The organism is Bradyrhizobium sp. SZCCHNR1098 (genome assembly GCF_032489375.1).
Lineage (GTDB): Bacteria > Pseudomonadota > Alphaproteobacteria > Rhizobiales > Xanthobacteraceae > Bradyrhizobium.
Genome location: NZ_JAUEXY010000010.1, coordinates 173,166 through 190,503 on the forward strand (window position 1 = coordinate 173,166; position 17,338 = coordinate 190,503).

The 17,338-nt window shown below is 66.2% G+C and carries 11 protein-coding genes and 1 pseudogene; 8 read left to right on the top strand and 4 right to left on the bottom strand.

Annotated elements, in window-relative coordinates; translation table 11 throughout:
- Positions 1-48: 48 nt before the first annotated feature.
- Positions 49-1,443, bottom strand: a complete 1,395-nt coding sequence (locus QX135_RS21830) for a M48 family metalloprotease (RefSeq protein ID WP_315772228.1) — start codon at positions 1,441-1,443, stop codon at positions 49-51.
- A gap of 152 nt (positions 1,444-1,595) precedes the next feature.
- Here QX135_RS21830 and QX135_RS21835 point away from each other — a divergent pair, with 152 nt between their 5' ends.
- Both QX135_RS21835 and QX135_RS21840 read left to right on the top strand, forming a co-directional pair.
- A complete protein-coding gene (locus QX135_RS21835) occupies positions 1,596-2,795 on the top strand; it encodes a pyridoxal phosphate-dependent aminotransferase (protein ID WP_315755614.1) in 1,200 nt (399 codons plus the stop codon).
- Between the two features lie 12 nt (positions 2,796-2,807).
- A pseudogene (locus QX135_RS21840) lies at positions 2,808-2,996 on the top strand (cation:dicarboxylate symporter family transporter); the annotation flags it as partial.
- 72 nt (positions 2,997-3,068) lie between these two features.
- Here the strand turns inward: QX135_RS21840 and QX135_RS21845 are convergent.
- Entirely contained in the window at positions 3,069-6,302 is a 3,234-nt protein-coding gene (locus QX135_RS21845) for an Rne/Rng family ribonuclease (protein ID WP_316180107.1), read from the bottom strand.
- 806 nt (positions 6,303-7,108) lie between these two features.
- On the opposite strand from QX135_RS21845, the gene QX135_RS21850 reads away from it, so the two are divergent.
- The 5 genes from QX135_RS21850 to QX135_RS21870 all read left to right on the top strand — a co-directional run bounded on the left by QX135_RS21850 (position 7,109) and on the right by QX135_RS21870 (position 14,322).
- Positions 7,109-8,434, top strand: a complete 1,326-nt coding sequence (locus QX135_RS21850) for an N-acetylmuramoyl-L-alanine amidase (RefSeq protein ID WP_316180105.1) — start codon at positions 7,109-7,111, stop codon at positions 8,432-8,434.
- Between the two features lie 230 nt (positions 8,435-8,664).
- On the top strand, positions 8,665-11,172 hold the full coding sequence (locus QX135_RS21855) for a penicillin-binding protein 1A (RefSeq protein ID WP_316234275.1): 2,508 nt from the start codon (positions 8,665-8,667) through the stop codon (positions 11,170-11,172).
- 117 nt (positions 11,173-11,289) lie between these two features.
- Positions 11,290-12,424, top strand: a protein-coding gene (prfB, locus tag QX135_RS21860; protein ID WP_316159861.1) for a peptide chain release factor 2 whose coding sequence is annotated in 2 segments (ribosomal slippage) — positions 11,290-11,358 and positions 11,360-12,424 — 1,134 coding nt in all. Because the reading frame shifts where the segments join, the coding sequence is not laid out codon by codon here.
- Between the two features lie 2 nt (positions 12,425-12,426).
- Complete coding sequence (locus QX135_RS21865; RefSeq protein ID WP_316180191.1) at positions 12,427-13,308, top strand: NAD(P)-dependent oxidoreductase; 882 nt, start codon at positions 12,427-12,429, stop codon at positions 13,306-13,308.
- 111 nt (positions 13,309-13,419) lie between these two features.
- Positions 13,420-14,322, top strand: coding sequence for a DMT family transporter (locus QX135_RS21870; RefSeq protein ID WP_410052059.1), 903 nt, complete (start codon positions 13,420-13,422; stop codon positions 14,320-14,322).
- A 15-nt stretch (positions 14,323-14,337) separates the two neighbouring features.
- Here the strand turns inward: QX135_RS21870 and upp are convergent, their stop codons facing one another.
- Together upp and QX135_RS21880 are read right to left on the bottom strand one after the other, a co-directional pair.
- Positions 14,338-14,973 (bottom strand): uracil phosphoribosyltransferase, encoded by a 636-nt coding sequence (upp, locus tag QX135_RS21875; protein WP_315737785.1) that lies wholly within the window; start codon positions 14,971-14,973, stop codon positions 14,338-14,340.
- Positions 14,974-15,026: 53 nt separating this feature from the next.
- A complete protein-coding gene (locus QX135_RS21880; protein WP_315755609.1) occupies positions 15,027-16,754 on the bottom strand; it encodes a cation:proton antiporter in 1,728 nt (575 codons plus the stop codon).
- Positions 16,755-16,779: 25 nt separating this feature from the next.
- Here QX135_RS21880 and QX135_RS21885 point away from each other — a divergent pair, with 25 nt between their 5' ends.
- Positions 16,780-17,334, top strand: coding sequence for a DUF3124 domain-containing protein (locus tag QX135_RS21885; RefSeq protein WP_315798532.1), 555 nt, complete (start codon positions 16,780-16,782; stop codon positions 17,332-17,334).
- Positions 17,335-17,338: the final 4 nt, after the last annotated feature.

A 17,338-nucleotide genomic window follows, 5' to 3' on the forward strand; every position in this document is an offset into this window, starting at 1 on the left:
GCAGTAATTCAAAACTTCAACGGGCGCCAACCCCCGCTGTCCGACACACTACTGGCCGGAAAGCGGCTTTGCCGTGACGATGTCGTCGGCCTTGACCCAGCCCGGCGACCCCACCGCGAAGCGGGTTTTCGCACGCGAGGCAAGCTCGCGCGCCGTCTTGTTGTCGCCACGCAGGAAGGCGGCCTGCGCCGAGGCGAGATCCGCCTCCGCATAGTCGCCCTTGCGGCCATAGGCCATCGCGAGCTGGGAATAGCCGAGCGGTGCCTCGGATTCGCGCGCGACTGCCGCGCGCAGGATCGAGATCGCCTCGTCAGTGTAGGCTTTGTTCTCGGATGCCACCAAGGCCTGACCAAGTAACATCTCGATGAGCGGAGCGTTATTGGACAGGTGCACCGCCTTGCGCAGCGGGGCGATCGCCTCAGTGGGACGACCGCCCTCCAGCAGGGCCTGGCCACGGACCTCGTAGAAATAGGCGTTGTTGGGCTGCACCTGGATCAGGGCGTCGATCTGGCTCAGGGCGCTGCGCAGGTCGCCATGCAGGTAGGTGGAGATTGCCCTGGCGTAGCGGGCGGGCAGGCTGGTGTCCGACAAGGGATATCGCCGTGCCACCGTGTCCGGCCGTTCCATGAAGGCCGAGATCTTGGCCCGGACCATGTCGTGGCGGAGCTGCAGCGCGGGGTCGTCCTTCTTGTCCCAATAGGGGCTCTGGCGCGCGAGGCCCTCGAGCGCCTCGACGCGATCGGCCGGCATCGGATGTGATTGCAGATAGGGGTCGGCGCCACGTGCGGCGAACAGGCTCTCATTGGTGAAGCGCTTGAACGTCTCGTACATGCCCTTCGGCGATTGCGCTGCCGCAGTGAGGAATTTCACCCCCGCACGGTCGGCGTTCTCCTCCTGCTGGCGCTGATACGACAACAGCGAGCGGCGGATGACCTCGCCCGGCGCGGACAGCGTCGCGGCGCCGGCATTGGCGAGGCCGCTGCCGCCACCGCGCGCGCCGACGGCGAGGGCGCCGGCGCCGAGAATGGTGGCGATGATCATCTGGGTCTGGGCAGTGGCGAGCTGCTGGCGCAGCTTGGCGAGATGGCCGCCGGCGAGATGGCCGGTCTCGTGCGCGAGAACGCCGATCAGCTGGTTCGGATTTTCCGACTGAAGGATGGCGCCGTAATTGACGAAGATGCGGCGGCCGTCGGCAACGAACGCGTTGAAGGACGCATCGTTGATGATGACCATCTGGATGTTCTGCTTTTCGAGTCCGGCGACGCGCAGGATCGGCCGCGTATATTCACGCAGCAGCACCTCGGTCTCGGTGTCGCGCAGGATCGGCGGTCCCTTGCCTTGCTGCGCCGACGCAGGCGCGAGCGGCGCCAGCGTCACGGCCGCAGCGACGACCGCGGCAAGCCCGCCGGACAGTTTCTTGCGAAGCACGATACGGAGCGACATCAGGCGATCTTTGCAATTGGCGCGAGGCTCGAGACGGGCTATTGCCCACCAAACGGCGGAATGCGGCTCATCTGCGGCGAATGAGGCCCATGGGCTGACCTCGACCGGTTCACGGAGCGGGTCCGAACAGCCGGGGTCAATAGCAGATATCGATGGTGGATGCGACAGTGATACCGACATTGGAACAGCGGATCGCCAACCTGACGGCGCCGTCCGCGCGCAGCAATGTTCCGCCGTTCATGGTGATGGACGTGATGGCTGCGGCTGAGCGTATCGAGGCGGGCGGCGGACATGTCATCCACATGGAGGTCGGCCAACCTGCGGCGCCTGCGCCGCGAGCGGCCATCGCGGCCGCGCACGCTGCGCTCGATCAGGCACGCATCGATTACACCTCGGCGCTCGGCCTGCTGTCGCTGCGACAGCGAATCGCGCGGCACTATCGCGAGACGCACGCTTGCGAGATCGATCCGGCGCGGATCGTGATCACGACGGGATCCTCGGCCGGATTCATCCTGGCGTTCCTGGCGATGTTCGAGCCCGGCGATCGCGTGGCCGTGACCGTGCCTGGCTATCCGCCCTATCGCCACATCCTGACGGCGCTGGGCTGCGAGCCGGTGCTGATCGAGACCACGGCGGAGAACCGCCACGCCCTGACCGGCGAGGCGCTGCTTGCCGTTCATCGAAAGACGCCGCTGAAGGGCGTGCTGGTGGCAAGTCCCGCCAATCCGACCGGCACCATGATGTCGCGTGAGGCGCTGGGCGGTGTCATCGCAGCCGCACGCGACGCCGGCATCCGCTTCATCTCCGACGAGATCTATCATGGTCTGGACTACGCGTTTCCGGCGGTGACGGCGGCGGAGCTGTCGAGCGAGGCCCTGATCATCAACTCGTTCTCGAAGTACTTCTGCATGACCGGCTGGCGCATCGGCTGGATGGTGGTGCCGGATGCGCTGGCGCGGCCGATCGAGCGTCTGCAGCAGAACCTCGCGATTTCGGTTCCGACCCTGTCGCAGATCGCTGCGGAAGCGGCGTTCGACGGCCGGACCGAAATGGAGGCCATCAAGCACGGTTATCAGGAGAACCGCCGCATCCTGATCGAGGGTTTCCCGAAGGCCGGCCTGACCCGCTTTCTGCCCGCCGACGGCGCGTTCTACCTCTATGCCGACGTGTCCGACTTCACCTCCGACAGCTTCGACTTCGCCAAGCGGATGCTGGAGGAGACCCATGTTGCGGCCACGCCGGGCGTCGACTTCGATCCGATCCACGGCCGCAGCTTCGTGCGCTTTTCCTATGCGCGTTCGGCCGAGGACATGCGCGAGGCCGTCTCCCGGATCGCCCGCTGGCTCGCGTAGGGCGGGCAGGGCGTCGGCGCGCTGGGGCGCGGCGACATCCTGCAGGTGCTGCTGTTCGCGATCCCGTTCGGCTTCGCGCTGATGGCGCGCGGAGAGCGCAGTCAGCGGCCGCGGGACGTGATCGACGATACGTCGCATGCGGTGTTCGGCGTCATCGCCATCGTCATGAAGGCGGCGCCGATCGGCGCATTCCGCGCCATGGAAGAACGTCATATGAAAACGCCCGGCCATCTGGCCGGGCGTTTTGCATTGAAGCGTCGGAAAGCGGGGGGCTTACTGCCCGCCACCGAAACGGCGGGACCACCAGCCGGCCCGGCGGGGGGCCGCAGGGGACGAGGAATCGGTGGCCGCCGGCTCGGACGCAGCGACGTCGACAGTCGGAGCGGGCGCGCTGCTCTCGGCGACGTTGACGGCCGAAACCGCGCTCTCAGGCCTGGGCTCGGTGAGGAAGCTGACCTTCTCGCGAACCGTCGAGCGGCGCGGGGTCTTCTCGGATTCCGTCTTCGGAGCCTCGGTCTGCTGCACTTCGGGTTGTCGAGGAGCAGCCTGGGGCACGGGCACGGAGGCGTCAGCGATGGGCTCATCGGCCTCGGTTGCGGTCGCCGCATGGACCGGCGCCGCGGGTTCGGCCGGTTCTTCCTCGTCGTGGCGGGAAGCGCCATTGCCGTCGAAATCGGCCACGGCGGCTTCTGCCTCCGATGCCGAAGCCGGCGCGAGCTCGTCGCCGATTGACGCGGCGAGACCTTCTTCCGCGCCACCGCGCCGACGGCGACCGCCGCGGCGTCCACGCCGGCGCGGACGCCGCTCACCGCCAGGCTGATCCGTCTGCTCGCCTTGGGCGAACGCAGGCTGTTCCTCCGACTCGTCGTCTTCGACGTCGGAGTCCTCGGCTGACTGCTCGGCGGCAAGGCCCGGCTCTGCGGGCTGCAGTCCGGCCGTTCCTTCAGGCAGCGTGCCCTCGCGGGTCTCGCCGCCGCGGCCGCGCCGGCGCCGTCGCCGCTTGCGGCGCGCGCCGTCCCGCTCGCCGTCGGCAGCGCTGCCGTCGGCGGCGTCCTCGGACAGACCTTCGGTCTCCTCGGTCTCGACCTCGGATTCCGTCTCGATGTCGAACGTCTCCTCGTCGTCGAAGACTTCCTCGGCCACCAGCGGCGGCGCGGAGGCCTGCGCCGCGAGCAGCGCCTTGGCGGCCTCGAGCGTATGCACCTGCTCGCCGCGATCGATGATGAAGGATTGCTGGCCGCTCACAGTCGGATCGGCGATGACCGCGAGCGACACCTTGAAGCTGTTCTCAAGGTCGCGCAAATGGCCGCGCTTGTGGTTGAGCACGTAGAGCGCCACCTCAGTGCGGGTGCGGACCACGAGGTTGTGGGTCGCGCCCTTCATTAGCGTCTCTTCGAGGCTGCGCAAGAGCTGCAGCGCCACCGAGGATACCGAGCGCACGTGGCCGGTGCCGCCGCAATGCGCGCACGGCTCGGTCGAGCTTTCCAGCACGCTGGCGCGGATGCGCTGGCGCGACATCTCTAGCAGACCGAAATGCGAGATGCGGCCGACCTGGATGCGCGCGCGATCCTGCCGCAGGCAGTCCGACAGCTTGCGCTCGACGGAGCGGTTGTTGCGCTTCTCGTCCATGTCAATGAAGTCGATGACGATCAGCCCGGCGAGGTCGCGCAGCCGGAGCTGGCGCGCCACTTCCTCGGCGGCTTCCATATTGGTCTTGAGCGCGGTGTCCTCGATGTGATGCTCGCGCGTGGCGCGGCCGGAGTTCACGTCGATCGAGACCAGCGCCTCGGTCTGGTTGAGCACGATGTAGCCGCCCGAGCGCAGTTGCACGGTCGGCGAGAACATCGCGTCGAGCTGGCTTTCGACGCCCATGCGCGAGAACAGCGGCTGGCCGTCACGATACTGCTTCACCGCCCGGACGTTGGTCGGCATCAGCATCTTCATGAAGTCGTGCGCCTCGCGGTAACCGGCTTCGCCGGCCACCAGGATTTCGTCGATCTCCTTGTTATAGAGGTCGCGCAGCGAGCGCTTGATCAGCGAGCCTTCCTCGTAGACCAGGGTCGGGGCCTGCGACTTCAGGGTCATGTCGCGGACCGTTTCCCACAGCCGCAGCAGATATTCGAAGTCGCGCTTGATCTCGGGCTTGGTGCGGTTGGCGCCGGCGGTGCGCAGGATGACGCCCATGCCCTCGGGCACGTCGAGGTCCTGCACCACTTCCTTCAGCCGCGAGCGGTCCTGCGCCGAGGTGATCTTGCGGCTGATGCCGCCACCGCGCGCCGTGTTCGGCATCAGCACGGCGTAGCGGCCGGCCAGCGACAGATAGGTGGTCAGCGCGGCGCCCTTGTTGCCACGCTCCTCCTTCACGACCTGCACCAGCATCACCTGGCGGCGCTTGATGACCTCCTGGATCTTGTACTGGCGGCGCGGGCGGAAGGTGCGCTCAGGCACTTCTTCCAGCACGTCATCGCCGCCGACGGATTCAACGAGCTCTTCCTCGATCTCCTCGCCGTCGTCCTCGTCGTCCTCGTGGTCGCCGGACCCCGATTCGGCGCCGTTGTCGTCGCCCGGCACGATCGTGACGCCGTTGCCGTCATGCTCGGCTACGGGCGCGCCGTCATCGTGGTGATCATGTTCGTCGTGATCGTGATCGTGACGGTCATGGTCATGGTCATGGTCGTCATGGTCATGTTCGTCATGACCATGCTCGTCATGATCATGGCTTGCATGGTCATGTTCTTCGTCGTGCTCTTCCGCGGCGACAGCGGGACTGGCCGCCTCGGCAGAGGTCGCGTCGCCGTTCTGCGCGACCGCGGTGTCCGCGGCTTCGCCGGCGGGCTGTTCGGCAGCCGCCACACGGTCCTGCGCGGCGACGGCATCATGCGGCTCGTCGGCCTGGTCGCGCGATTCGTCGGCTGCACCGTGGTGAGCTTCGCCCGGCGCGTCCTGACCCTGAGCCTTGACCGGGCCCTCGGAGAAGCCCTGCGCCTCGCTGGGATCGGTCGCGTCGGCGTGCGGCCGATCGTCGTCCTGCGCATAGGCGTGGTGCTCATGCGCCTCGTGGTCGGCCTCATGCCCTTGGGTCTGGGCAGGGAGGCCTGCCTCGGCGGCCTCGACGATCTCGCTCTGAACCCGTTCGCCGCTGCCGCGGCGTCGCGAACTGCGGTGCCGGTTGCGGCGGCGATTGGAGCGGTTCTCGCTTTCCTCTTCGGCTTCGCGATGCGCGCGCTCCTCGGCCTCGATCAGAGCCTGCCGGTCGGCGACCGGGATCTGATAATAGTCCGGATGGATTTCGCTGAAGGCCAGGAAGCCGTGGCGGTTGCCGCCATACTCGACGAAGGCGGCCTGCAGCGAGGGCTCAACGCGGGTAACCTTGGCCAGGTAGATGTTGCCGCGGAGCTGCTTGCGTTGGGCCGTTTCGAAATCAAATTCCTCGACGCGGTTGCCGCGGACGACAACGACCCGGGTCTCTTCCGGGTGGGTAGCATCGATCAACATCTTGTTGGGCATATTGGAACTCTTGGAGGCGACGGGCGCGATTGGCCGCGAGCGCGTGGCGCGCTGTCGGATGACGCGACGGTCCACCTGATTCGGGGGTGAGGGGAAGGCCTAAACGCAGCTGGTCGCGCCGCGCCAACCCTGATGCCAGCGGGGCGATTGGCCGGGCAGGGGTCTGGCCCCGCATCGGCGCGGATCGTCCGCTGGTCATGGTTGGCAACTCAGTCTGGCGCATCAAGCGTCGGCCCGTCTGGAATACGTGGGCGGCAGCGGGTGCCGCCTTGCTCTGTTGCCGAAGGCCAGATTGCGCCGAAACGCTTGCCTGGATCGAATACCCACCCTGTCACGGGTGCGGTATCAGGCTATACCGTGTCTGACCTGGTGCCCGGGCGGTCTCTGCGAGGAGGCGCCTGACAGGCGCCACTCGGCTCGTGACCGGCTCTCCGTTGCGGCCGCGCGGGATCGCGCAGGCTTTGGTGGAGCGTCGGAAAGGCGCTGGAATCTCCGCCACGATCGAGGACCCGATACCGAGCACCCCGATCACGAAGCTTCCGGCGTTTCACCGGGAGGTTGAACGCGACACAACCGGCAGTAAGGATTAGCCTTCAGCCCTTCGTACATACGAGGAATGGTCAGGTCGCGCAAGCGAAGCGTCGCGGAACCGCAACAATCGGTGGCCTTTAACGAAAATGACAAAATTTGGCGGTTAACCCCTGGGATTGGTTGCGGTAAGACCATCCCGCGGAGGCATCGATTTGGCAGCTGGCCGGGCGAATTACCTTTCTTTGCTGGGATGCGCGTCGCTGTGCGTCACGCAAATGTTATGTGCGGCCGTCATTCCGGCCCGCGCCCAGAGCGGGCCGGTCGGCCAGGTGCCGCCTGCCGTGGTCGGGCCAGGGTTCCCGATCGCCACCGATGCGCGGGTCGCCGGCGATTCCCGACAGACCCGATTCGTGCTCGATCTCGACCGGACGGTGCCGTTTCGAGCCTTCCTGCTCAGCGAACCCTATCGCGTCGTCGTCGACCTGCCCCAGGTCAGCTTTCATCTGCCCACCGGAGCCGGGACCAGCGGCCGGGGTTTGGTGAAGGCGTTCCGCTATGGGATGGTGATGCCCGGTGGGTCCCGCATCGTGTTCGATCTCACCGGCCCGGCCCGAATCGCCAACTCCACGGTGCTTGATGCCGCCAACGGTCAGCCGCCGCGGCTGGTGCTCGAACTGGAGGAGGTCGACGAGGCGACCTTCGCCCGCGCCATCGGCAGCGACAGTCGTCTTGCCGCCAGGCCTGCCGATTCGAGTTCGGCGACGGCGTCGGTCGCTGTCGCAGGAAACCCTGCGCCGCCGGCAGTCCGGCCGCCGCCGACCACGGTTGCCATCGCCCCCCCTCCGACGGATGGCCCGCCGGACACCCGGCCCGTGATCGTGATCGACCCCGGTCATGGTGGCGTCGACTACGGCACACAGGGCGGGGAGGTGCCGGAGAAGAATCTGGTGCTCGCCTTCGGCCAGGCGCTGCGCGACCGGCTGGAACGGTCGGGCAAGTTCCGCGTGGTCATGACCCGCGACGACGACACCTTCATCCCGCTCGGAGACCGGGTCCGCATCGCCCAGAAGCAGTCGGCGGCGCTGTTCGTCTCCATCCACGCCGATGCGCTGCCGCGAGGTGAGGGCACTGCGCAGGGCGCGACCATCTACACGCTGTCCGACAAGGCGTCCGACGTCGAGGCGGAACGGCTGGCCGAGGCCGAGAACCGCGCCGACCAGATCGGCGGGGTCAATCTGACGGAGGAGCCGGCTGACGTGGCCGACATCCTGATCGATCTGGCCCGCCGGGAAACGCGGACGTTTTCCAACCGGTTCGCCCGTCTGCTGATGAACGACATGAAGACGGCGGTGCATATGCACAAGCGCCCGCTCAAATCGGCTGGTTTCCGCGTGCTCAAGGCGCCCGACGTGCCATCCGTGCTGGTCGAACTCGGCTATGTCTCCAATAAGGGCGATATGGGAAACTTGGTCTCCGACGCATGGCGGTCGCGCACGGCGGACGCAATGGCGCGGGCGATCGATGCCTTTCTGACCAAGCGCATCGCCAATGCGGGCCCCGACAGGCCGGACAAGCCGGGGCCGGTACGCGCAAAGCCCTAGTTTGGCCACAGCAACATCCCTATAAACGTGCTGCGAGGCACCCGGAATCAGTGAAGATTCCTTCTCGGCAGACTTGTGATAGGCTTGACCGCTGATAGGCTTGACCGTGCGTTTCTCTGGCATGGGTCACGCGGCATTGCAGCCGACCGTGTGATTTTTGGCGGTAGCGCCCGTGGGTGCGCCGCGTCCGAGCCGAGAGACGAAACAAGAGTTGGAACGGATATTCGCCGATGCGCTTTCTGGTGCGGTTTTTGGGCTTCCTGTTCGCGGCCGGTACCGTCTTGTTCCTGGTCGGTGTGGCAGCAGCGGCCGGCCTGATCTGGCATTTTTCCAAGGACCTGCCTGATTACTCCCAGCTGCAGGATTATGAGCCGCCGGTGATGACGCGCGTGCACGCGGCCGACGGCTCGCTGGTCGGTGAATATGCCCGGGAGCGTCGGCTGTACCTGCCGATCCAGGCGGTTCCCAAGCTCGTCATCAACGCCTTCCTCGCCGCCGAGGACAAGAACTTCTACGAGCATGGCGGCATCGACTTCACCGGCATGGCGCGCGCTGCCGTGGTCTACGCCCAGAACTTCGGCTCGAATCGCCGCCCGCAGGGTGCCTCGACGATCACGCAGCAGGTCGCCAAGAACTTCCTGCTGACCAACGAGGTGTCGTTCGCCCGCAAGATCAAGGAAGCGCTGCTGGCGATGCGCATCGAGCGCACCTACTCGAAGGACAAGATTCTCGAGCTCTATCTCAACGAGATCTATCTCGGCTCCGGCGCCTACGGCATCGCCGCGGCGTCGCTGGTCTATTTCGACAAGTCGGTCAACGAGCTGACGGTGGCCGAGGCCGCCTATCTGGCGGCTCTGCCGAAGATGCCGGGCAGCCTGCATCCGATCCGGAATCGCGACCGCGCCATCGAGCGCCGCAACTACGTCGTCGATCGTCTGCTTGAGAACGGCTGGATCAAGCAGGCCGACGCCGACAAGGCGCGCAAGGACCCGCTGACGATCGCGAGCCGCAACACCGGCGCCCACATCTTTGCAGGTGAATATTTCGCCGAGGAAGTGCGCCGTGACATCTTCGAGCGTTATGGCGAGAAGAAGCTCTACGAGGGCGGCCTGTCCGTCCGGACGACGCTCGATCCGAAGATCCAGGTCATGGCGCGCAAGGCCATGGTCGCCGGACTCGTGAGGTACGACCAGGAGCAGGGCTATCGCGGGCCTGTCTCCAAGCTCGATACTTCGGGCGACTGGGGCGTGAAGCTCGCGGACATCAAATCGCTCTCGGACATCTCACCGTGGCGGATGGCCGTGGTACTCGAGACCAGCGATCAGTCTGCCCGCATCGGCTTCCAGCCGCCGCGCGAGCTCGGCGGCGCCGTCAGCAAGGAGCGCCAGACTGGCCTGATCACGCTCGACGGCGTGAAATGGGCGCGGGCTGCGACGGCCAATGGCCGTGGCAAGGTGCCGACGTCGGTCGCCCAGGTGCTGCAGCCGGGCGACGTGATCTATGCGGATCCGCTGTACAAGGAAGGCAATCCGGTCGAAGGCCAGTATCGCCTCGAGCAACTGCCCGAAGTGTCCGGCGCGATGGTCGCCATGGATCCGAATACGGGCCGTGTGCTCGCGATGGTCGGCGGCTTCTCCTTCGACCAGAGCCAGTTCAACCGCGCAACGCAGGCCTACCGGCAGCCCGGATCGTCATTTAAGCCGATCGTCTATTCGTCAGCGCTCGACAACGGCTATACGCCGTCGACCCAGGTCGTCGACGCACCGATCGAGATCGACCAGGGGCAGGGTGGCCAGGTCTGGCGCCCCGAAAACTTTACCAACGGCAAGTATCTCGGGCCCACGACCTTGCGCAACGCGCTGCGCCTGTCGCTGAACACGGTGACCGTGCGTCTCGCGCAGGACGTCGGCATGCCGCTGATTTCCGAGTATGCCAAACGGTTCGGAGTCTATGACGAACTGCCGAATTACCTGTCCTACGCACTCGGTGCGGGCGAAACCACGGCCATGCGCATGGTCACGGCCTATTCGATGATGGCCAATGGCGGCCGCCGGGTGAAGCCGACGTTGATCGACCGGATCCAGGATCGCTACGGCCACACCATCTTCAAGCATGATGCCCGCGAGTGCCGCGGCTGCGACGCGCCGGACGGCTGGAAGAACCAGAGCGAGCCGCAACTGGTCGACCGCCGCGAGCAGGTGCTGGATTCGATGACCGCCTATCAGATCACCTCGATGCTCGAGGGTGTGGTGCAGGCGGGTACCGCAACCGTGCTCAGGGAGGTCGGCAAGCCGATCGCCGGCAAGACCGGCACCACCAACGAGGCCAAGGACGCATGGTTCGTCGGCTTCTCGCCGGACCTCGCCGTCGCGATCTACATGGGTTACGACAAGCCGCGGCCGCTCGGTAAGGGTAATGCTGCGACCGGCGGTCATCTGGCCGCGCCGATCGCAAAAGATTTCATGAAGCTCGCGCTGGCCGACAAGCCGGCCACGCCCTTCAAGATCCCGGCCGGCATCAAGCTGGTGCGTGTCGACGCCAAGACCGGCATGCGGGCGAGCCCGGGCGACGGCGGCCGTACCATCATGGAGGCGTTCAAGCCTGGTACGGCGCCGCCGGACAACTACTCGGTCATCGGTGTCGCCGACGCCGATGGACGTGTGATGCCGTCGCAGGGCGGCGGCCAGCTTGATGCGGGCAGCTTCATCATCCGTCCGGGTACCGGGAGCCTCTACTAGGCCGGCGAAACAGTGCTGGTGCGGTGCAGAGCGATTGCGCTTTGCGCCGAGCGCCGTTACATCCCCCAGTGAGAGATGATGCCGCGGCGCTTCGAGCCGTGGCCTGAAGAGAGCGACATGCGCGCCGAAATCGAGAAAATCGTAGAAGAGATCAAGCAGTCGGTCGGGCTGCTGAGGAGGCATCTTTGACGTCGAGACATCGACGGCAAGGCTCGCTGAGCTGAACAAGCTCGCCGAAGATCCCAATCTCTGGAACGACCCCCAAAAAGCTCAGCGGCTGATGCAGGAGCGGACCTCGCTGGAGGATTCGCTGACAGGCATTGGCAAGGTCGAGCGTGAGCTCAGCGACAACATCGAGATGATCGAGCTCGGCGAGGCCGAGAACGATCCGGGGGTCGTCACTGAAGCCGAGAATGCGCTCAAGGAGCTGAAGAGGGAGGTCGCGCGGCGCGAGCTCGAGGCGCTGCTGTCCGGCGAGGCCGACAAGTTCGACACCTATCTCGAGGTCCATGCCGGCGCTGGCGGCACCGAGAGCCAGGACTGGGCGCAGATGCTGCTGCGCATGTACACGCGCTGGGCCGAGACCCACGGCTTCAAGGTCGAGTATCTCGAAGAATCGCTGGGTGAAGAAGCCGGCATCAAGTCCGCGACCATCCAGATCTCCGGCCATAACGCCTATGGCTGGCTGAAGACGGAAGCCGGCGTGCATCGCCTGGTCCGAATCTCGCCGTTCGATTCGAATGCGCGGCGGCACACCTCGTTCTCTTCGGTGCAGATCTTCCCGGTCATCGACGACAGCATCAAGATCGACATCAAGGAGTCCGATGTCCGGGTCGACACGATGCGGTCGGGCGGCGCCGGCGGCCAGCACGTCAACAAGACCGAATCGGCGGTGCGGCTGACGCACATCCCGACCGGCGTTGCCGTGGTCTGTCAGGCCGGTCGCTCACAGCACAAGAACCGCGCTCAGGCCTGGGACATGCTGCGCGCGCGGCTCTACGAGATCGAGCTCAAGAAGCGCGAGGAGAAGGCGGCAGCCGATCAGGCAGCCAAGACCGAGATCGGCTGGGGTCACCAGATCCGTTCCTACGTGCTGCAGCCGTATCAGATGGTGAAGGATCTGCGCACCGGCGTGCAGACGTCCGACACCGCCGGCGTGCTCGACGGCGATCTCGACGAGTTCATGGCAGCGACCCTGGCGCAGCGCGCGTTCGGCACGACGCCAGGCGCTGCGATCGAGGACGTCGATTGAGCGTGGTGCGCGTTGCCTTCATCGGGCTCGGGCGCATGGGCCATGGCATGGCCGGTCGTTATCTCGACGCAGGCTATTCCGTCGCAGTCTGGAATCGCAGCCGGGCGAAGGCGGAGGATCTGATCGCGCGCGGCGCGCGCTGGTCGACCTCGCCAGCTGATGCGGCAATCGATGCCGATGCGGTCGTTACGATGGTGGCTGATGACGACGCCTCGCGCGCGGTGTGGCTCGGGCCGGATGGCGCCGCGGCCACCATGCGGGTCGGCACGATCGCGATCGAATGCTCGACCGTCTCGCGCGACCATGCGTTGCGCCTGTCGCGCGAGCTGGATGCGCGCGGCGTGACCTATCTCGACTGCCCGGTGACCGGGCTGCCCGACGCGGCCGCGAGCGGCAAGCTGACCTTGCTGGTCGGCGCCGACGCCGCCGATCTCGACCGCGCGCGGCCGTATCTGGCGCCGATCGGCTCGACCATTCGCCATTTCGGGCCCGTGGGCGCCGGGACAGTCTACAAGCTGATCAACAACCTGCTTGGCGCGATGCAGATCGCAGGTCTCGCCGAAGGCCTTGCGATCGCCGAGCAGGCCGGCCTCGACATGGGGCTCGTGCTGGAGGCGATCCAGGGCGGCGTCGCGGCGAGCCCGCAGGTTCTGCGCCACGCGCCGCGCATGATCGCGCGCAACTTTGCCGATGCCAGCTTCACGGCGGCGCTCCGTCACAAGGATGCAGCCTATGCGCTGCAGCTCGCCGAGGAGCTGCTTGGTGAGCGTCCCATCATGGCCCAGGCAGCCGTCGATGCCTATGCGCGGGCGAAGGCGGCGATGCCGGATGAGGACGAAGGCCGCATGATCGAGCTGGTCTCGCGGCCAAGAGATACGTGGTAGAGCGCGACGTCTGCGCCGACGGAAAGCGGGTGGACCTTGCTCCGCTTCATCTGCAACGTTCACGCGGACATTGAACAGCGGTTTGCGGTGATGACATCCCCGAACGACAGGATGGACACGCGGGATTGGTCGCTGCTTGGGCTGCTGTCGCTGCTCTGGAGCGGATCTTTCATCTTCAACGGCCTTGCCTTGAAGGAATTGCCGCCGCTGACGCTGGTGCTGCTGCGCATCGTGTTGGCGGCCGCGATCCTGCTGCCGCTGTTGCGACTGCGCGGGCTCGGCTTTCCCAAGGGGTTTGCCGGCTGGCGACCGTTCTTTGCCGTGGCGCTGTTCAACAATGTCGTGCCGTTCTGCCTGATCGTGATCGGCCAGACGTTCATCACCTCGGGCCTTGCCGCCGTCCTCAATGCGACGACGCCGCTGTTCACGATCGTGGTGATGGCAGCCGCGGGAGAGGAAAGGCTGTCGGCCCGGCGGGCAGCGGGTCTGGTTGTAGGCTTCATCGGCGTCGTGATCCTGCGAGGTGGGCCGGGGCTCGACGGCTCGGGAGGCGGCTACGGCATTCTGTTCGGTCTCGGCGCGTCCCTCAGCTACGGTATCGCCGCGCTGCTGGTGCGCCGCCATCTCGCCCATTCGCCGCCGCTTGCGACCGCCACCTTCCAGCTCTCGGCTTCCAGCGTGATGATGCTGGCCATCGCCGCTGTCGTCGACCAGCCATGGCGTCTTCCAATTCCCGGACTGCAGACCTGGCTCGCGGTCATCGGGCTTGCGGTGCTGTCGACGGCCTTCGCCTATATCGTGTTCTTCCAAATCCTGCGCCGCTCCGGTGCAACCAACGTGACGCTGGTGACGTTGTTGATCCCGTTGACGACCATCCTGCTCGGGTCGCTGGTGCTCGGCGAAAGCATCTCGTTGCGGGAGATCGGCGGTGCGCTGGTGATCGGGAGTGCGCTGCTGGTGATCGATGGTCGCATCTTCAGCGTCATTCGTCCTTCGCCGCGACCGTCCTGCTGAACCGCTCGCGCACGATCACTTCGTGCCGAACATCCGATCGCCAGCATCGCCGAGACCGGGCACGATGTAGGCGTGGTCGTTCAGCTTCTCGTCGATCGCGGCGGTCCAGATCGGAATGTCCGGATGCTCCTTCTCGAATTGCGCGATGCCCTCAGGTGCCGCCAGCAGGCAGACGAAGCGGATGTCGCGGGCGCCGCGCGCCTTCAGCAGCTCGGCCGCCGCGCAGGCCGAATTGCCGGTCGCCAGCATCGGGTCCATCAGGATCACGGTGCGGTCGGTCAGGTCCTGCGGCGCCTTGAAATAGTACTCGACGGCCTGCAGCGTCTTCGGGTCACGGTACAGGCCGATATGGGCGATGCGCGCGGACGGCATCAGCGCCAGCATGCCGTCGAGGAAGCCGACGCCGGCGCGCAGGATCGGCGCAAGCGTCAGCTTCTTGCCGGCGATCTTCGGCGCCTTCATCGGCGCGATCGGCGTTTCGATGTCGACCAGCTCGAGCGGCAGGTCGCGCGTGACCTCGTAGGCCAGCAGCATGCCGATCTCGTTCAACAGCTCACGGAAGCCCTTGGTCGAGCGGTCACGCTCGCGCATCAGCGAGAGCTTGTGCTGGACCAGCGGGTGATCGACGACGTGAACGTTCGTGTTTGCCATGCTTCAAGTCCAGCGGGATCGGAGATTCTGTGGAAGATGGATGCGCGCCGGCCTCATGGCAGCACCTCGCGGCGATCGGCGAGCATGGCCTCGGCCTCGTTGCGGCGCTCCGACAACAGCCCGGCGCTGGCGTCCTGGATCAGGTTGAGCAGAACCTGCGCATCGCTGAGCCTCGGCACCGTCACATAGTCGGCGCCGGCGTCGTAGAGATCATTGACGTCCGCGAGCAGGTCGGCGGTGGCGACGATCTTGGCCGTGGCATTGATGCTGCGGACGTGCCGCACCAGCTTCTCGTTGTTGGCGCCCTTGAGCAGCGAATCCGGGATGCTCAGGATGATCAGCTCGGCCTGGCCGACCCCCGCATGAACCAGCGTGTCGACATTGCTGATGTCGCCATAAGTCACCTGGATGCCGCGATCGGACAGGGTGCGAAACACCACCGGATTGAAATCGACCACGCCGATCTGCTCCAGCAGCGCCGGCTGGCTGCGCTCGATTTCGCTGAGGAGGGCGCTGGCGGTGCGGAAGAATCCGAGCAGCACGATCGGACGCCCGGCGCCGTGTCCGCCCTCGTGGCCGGCCTCGCCATCCTTGCTTGCATCGAGGTCGCGCAGACCGATCCGCTTGAGCAGCGGGATGCTTCGCCGCGCGATCGGATCGGAGCGGACGATGACGAAGGTCGAGAGCACCGCGAGCAGCACGAAGGCAAAGGACGCCGCGCTCGACGTGCCGTTCTTGAGGTGACCGGCGGCGGCTCCGGTCTGGATCACCACCAGCGAGAATTCGCTGATCTGGGCCAGGTTGAGCGCCGGCAGCAGGCTGGCGCGCAGGCCCTGCCGCATCATGTACAGCGGCGTGAACGTGGTGAGCAGCCGGCTCGCCACCGTGAACAGCGCGATCACCAGCGCCAGCCCGACAACGGACATCGTCGGGATCGGGATGGTCATGCCGAGCGCGACGAAGAACAGCGTGATGAAGAAATCGCGCAACGTCGTGACCTTGGCGGTGACGTCGAGCGCATAGGGGAAGGTCGATAGCGAGACGCCCGCGACCAGCGAGCCCATCTCGCGTGACAGGTGCAGCCTTTCTGCGATCTCGCCGATCAGGAAGCACCAGGCCAGCGCGCCGAGCAGGATCAGCTCCGGGGTACGCGCGATGCGATGGAACACCGGCGGCAAGACGTAGCGGCTGAGGAGCAGGGCGATCGCGACCAGCGTGCCGGCGCGGGCGAACGACAGCAGGATCACGCTGACATGGAGGTCGTCGAGGCTCGGCTGTACCGCCAGGAACAGGATCGCGAACACGTCCTGCAGCACGAGCACGCCGAGCGTGATGCGGCCGGGAAGGGTGTCGAGCTCGCGCTTCTCGTACAGCACCTTGACGATGATGACGGTCGAGGACAGCGCGCAGGCGACGCAGAGATAGAGTGCGTCGTAGCTCTCGGCGCCCATCCGCATGCCGATCGCGACGAAGAACAGGATGCCGAGCGCGGCGCCGCCGAGCAGCTGGACGCCGCCCGCGATGAGAATCACCGGGCCGGCGCGGATGATCTTCTTGAGGTCGATCTCGAGCCCGATCATGAACAGCATGAAGATCAGGCCGAGCTCCGAGATCACGGAAATCGACTCCTGGGACTTGACCCAGCCGGTGCCGAAGGGGCCAATGGCGAAGCCCGCGACCAGATAAGCGAGAATCGAGGGCTGGCGCCATTTATGCGCTGCCAGTCCAAGCACCCACGCAAACAGGATGCAGAGCGTGATGTCGCCGATCAGTTCATGCATGAAGCAACCCCCGGGGCGGCAACTTATGTCGTGCCGCCGCGCAAGGAAACCCGCAATCTGTCACATCCGGACCGGCGCATTCGCGCTGCTGCTCATCGCAGCTGCTGCGGTCGGCGCGGCGCAGGCCGCGGACGACGTGACCGCCGCTTTCGCGAGCTCGCTGACGCCAGTTCCGGCGGAGCCCGTCACGGTCACGGGCGCCGTCTATGTCCCCGTCTATTCCAGCGTCGCGATGACCCCGGGCCGGGTCCAGGCCGATTTCTCGGTGACGCTGAGCATCCACAACGCCTCCGAGCAGCGGCCGCTGATCGTCCGGCGCATCAACTATTACGATACGGCCGGCACGCTGGTGGAGGCGCATCTGCGCGAGCCCGTCGCCTTGAGGCCGTTCGCGACCGTCGAGGTCTTCGTGCCCATCAAGGACACCCGCGGTGGCACGGGCGCCAATTTCGTCATCGACTGGGCCGCGACCGGTGAGATCGCCGAGCCCGTCGTCGAGGCGCTGATGGTCGGCGGCATCGGCGCCGGCCATTACGCCTTCATCAGTCAGGGCCGCCCGATCCGGCTGACCGGGCGGTGAGCGC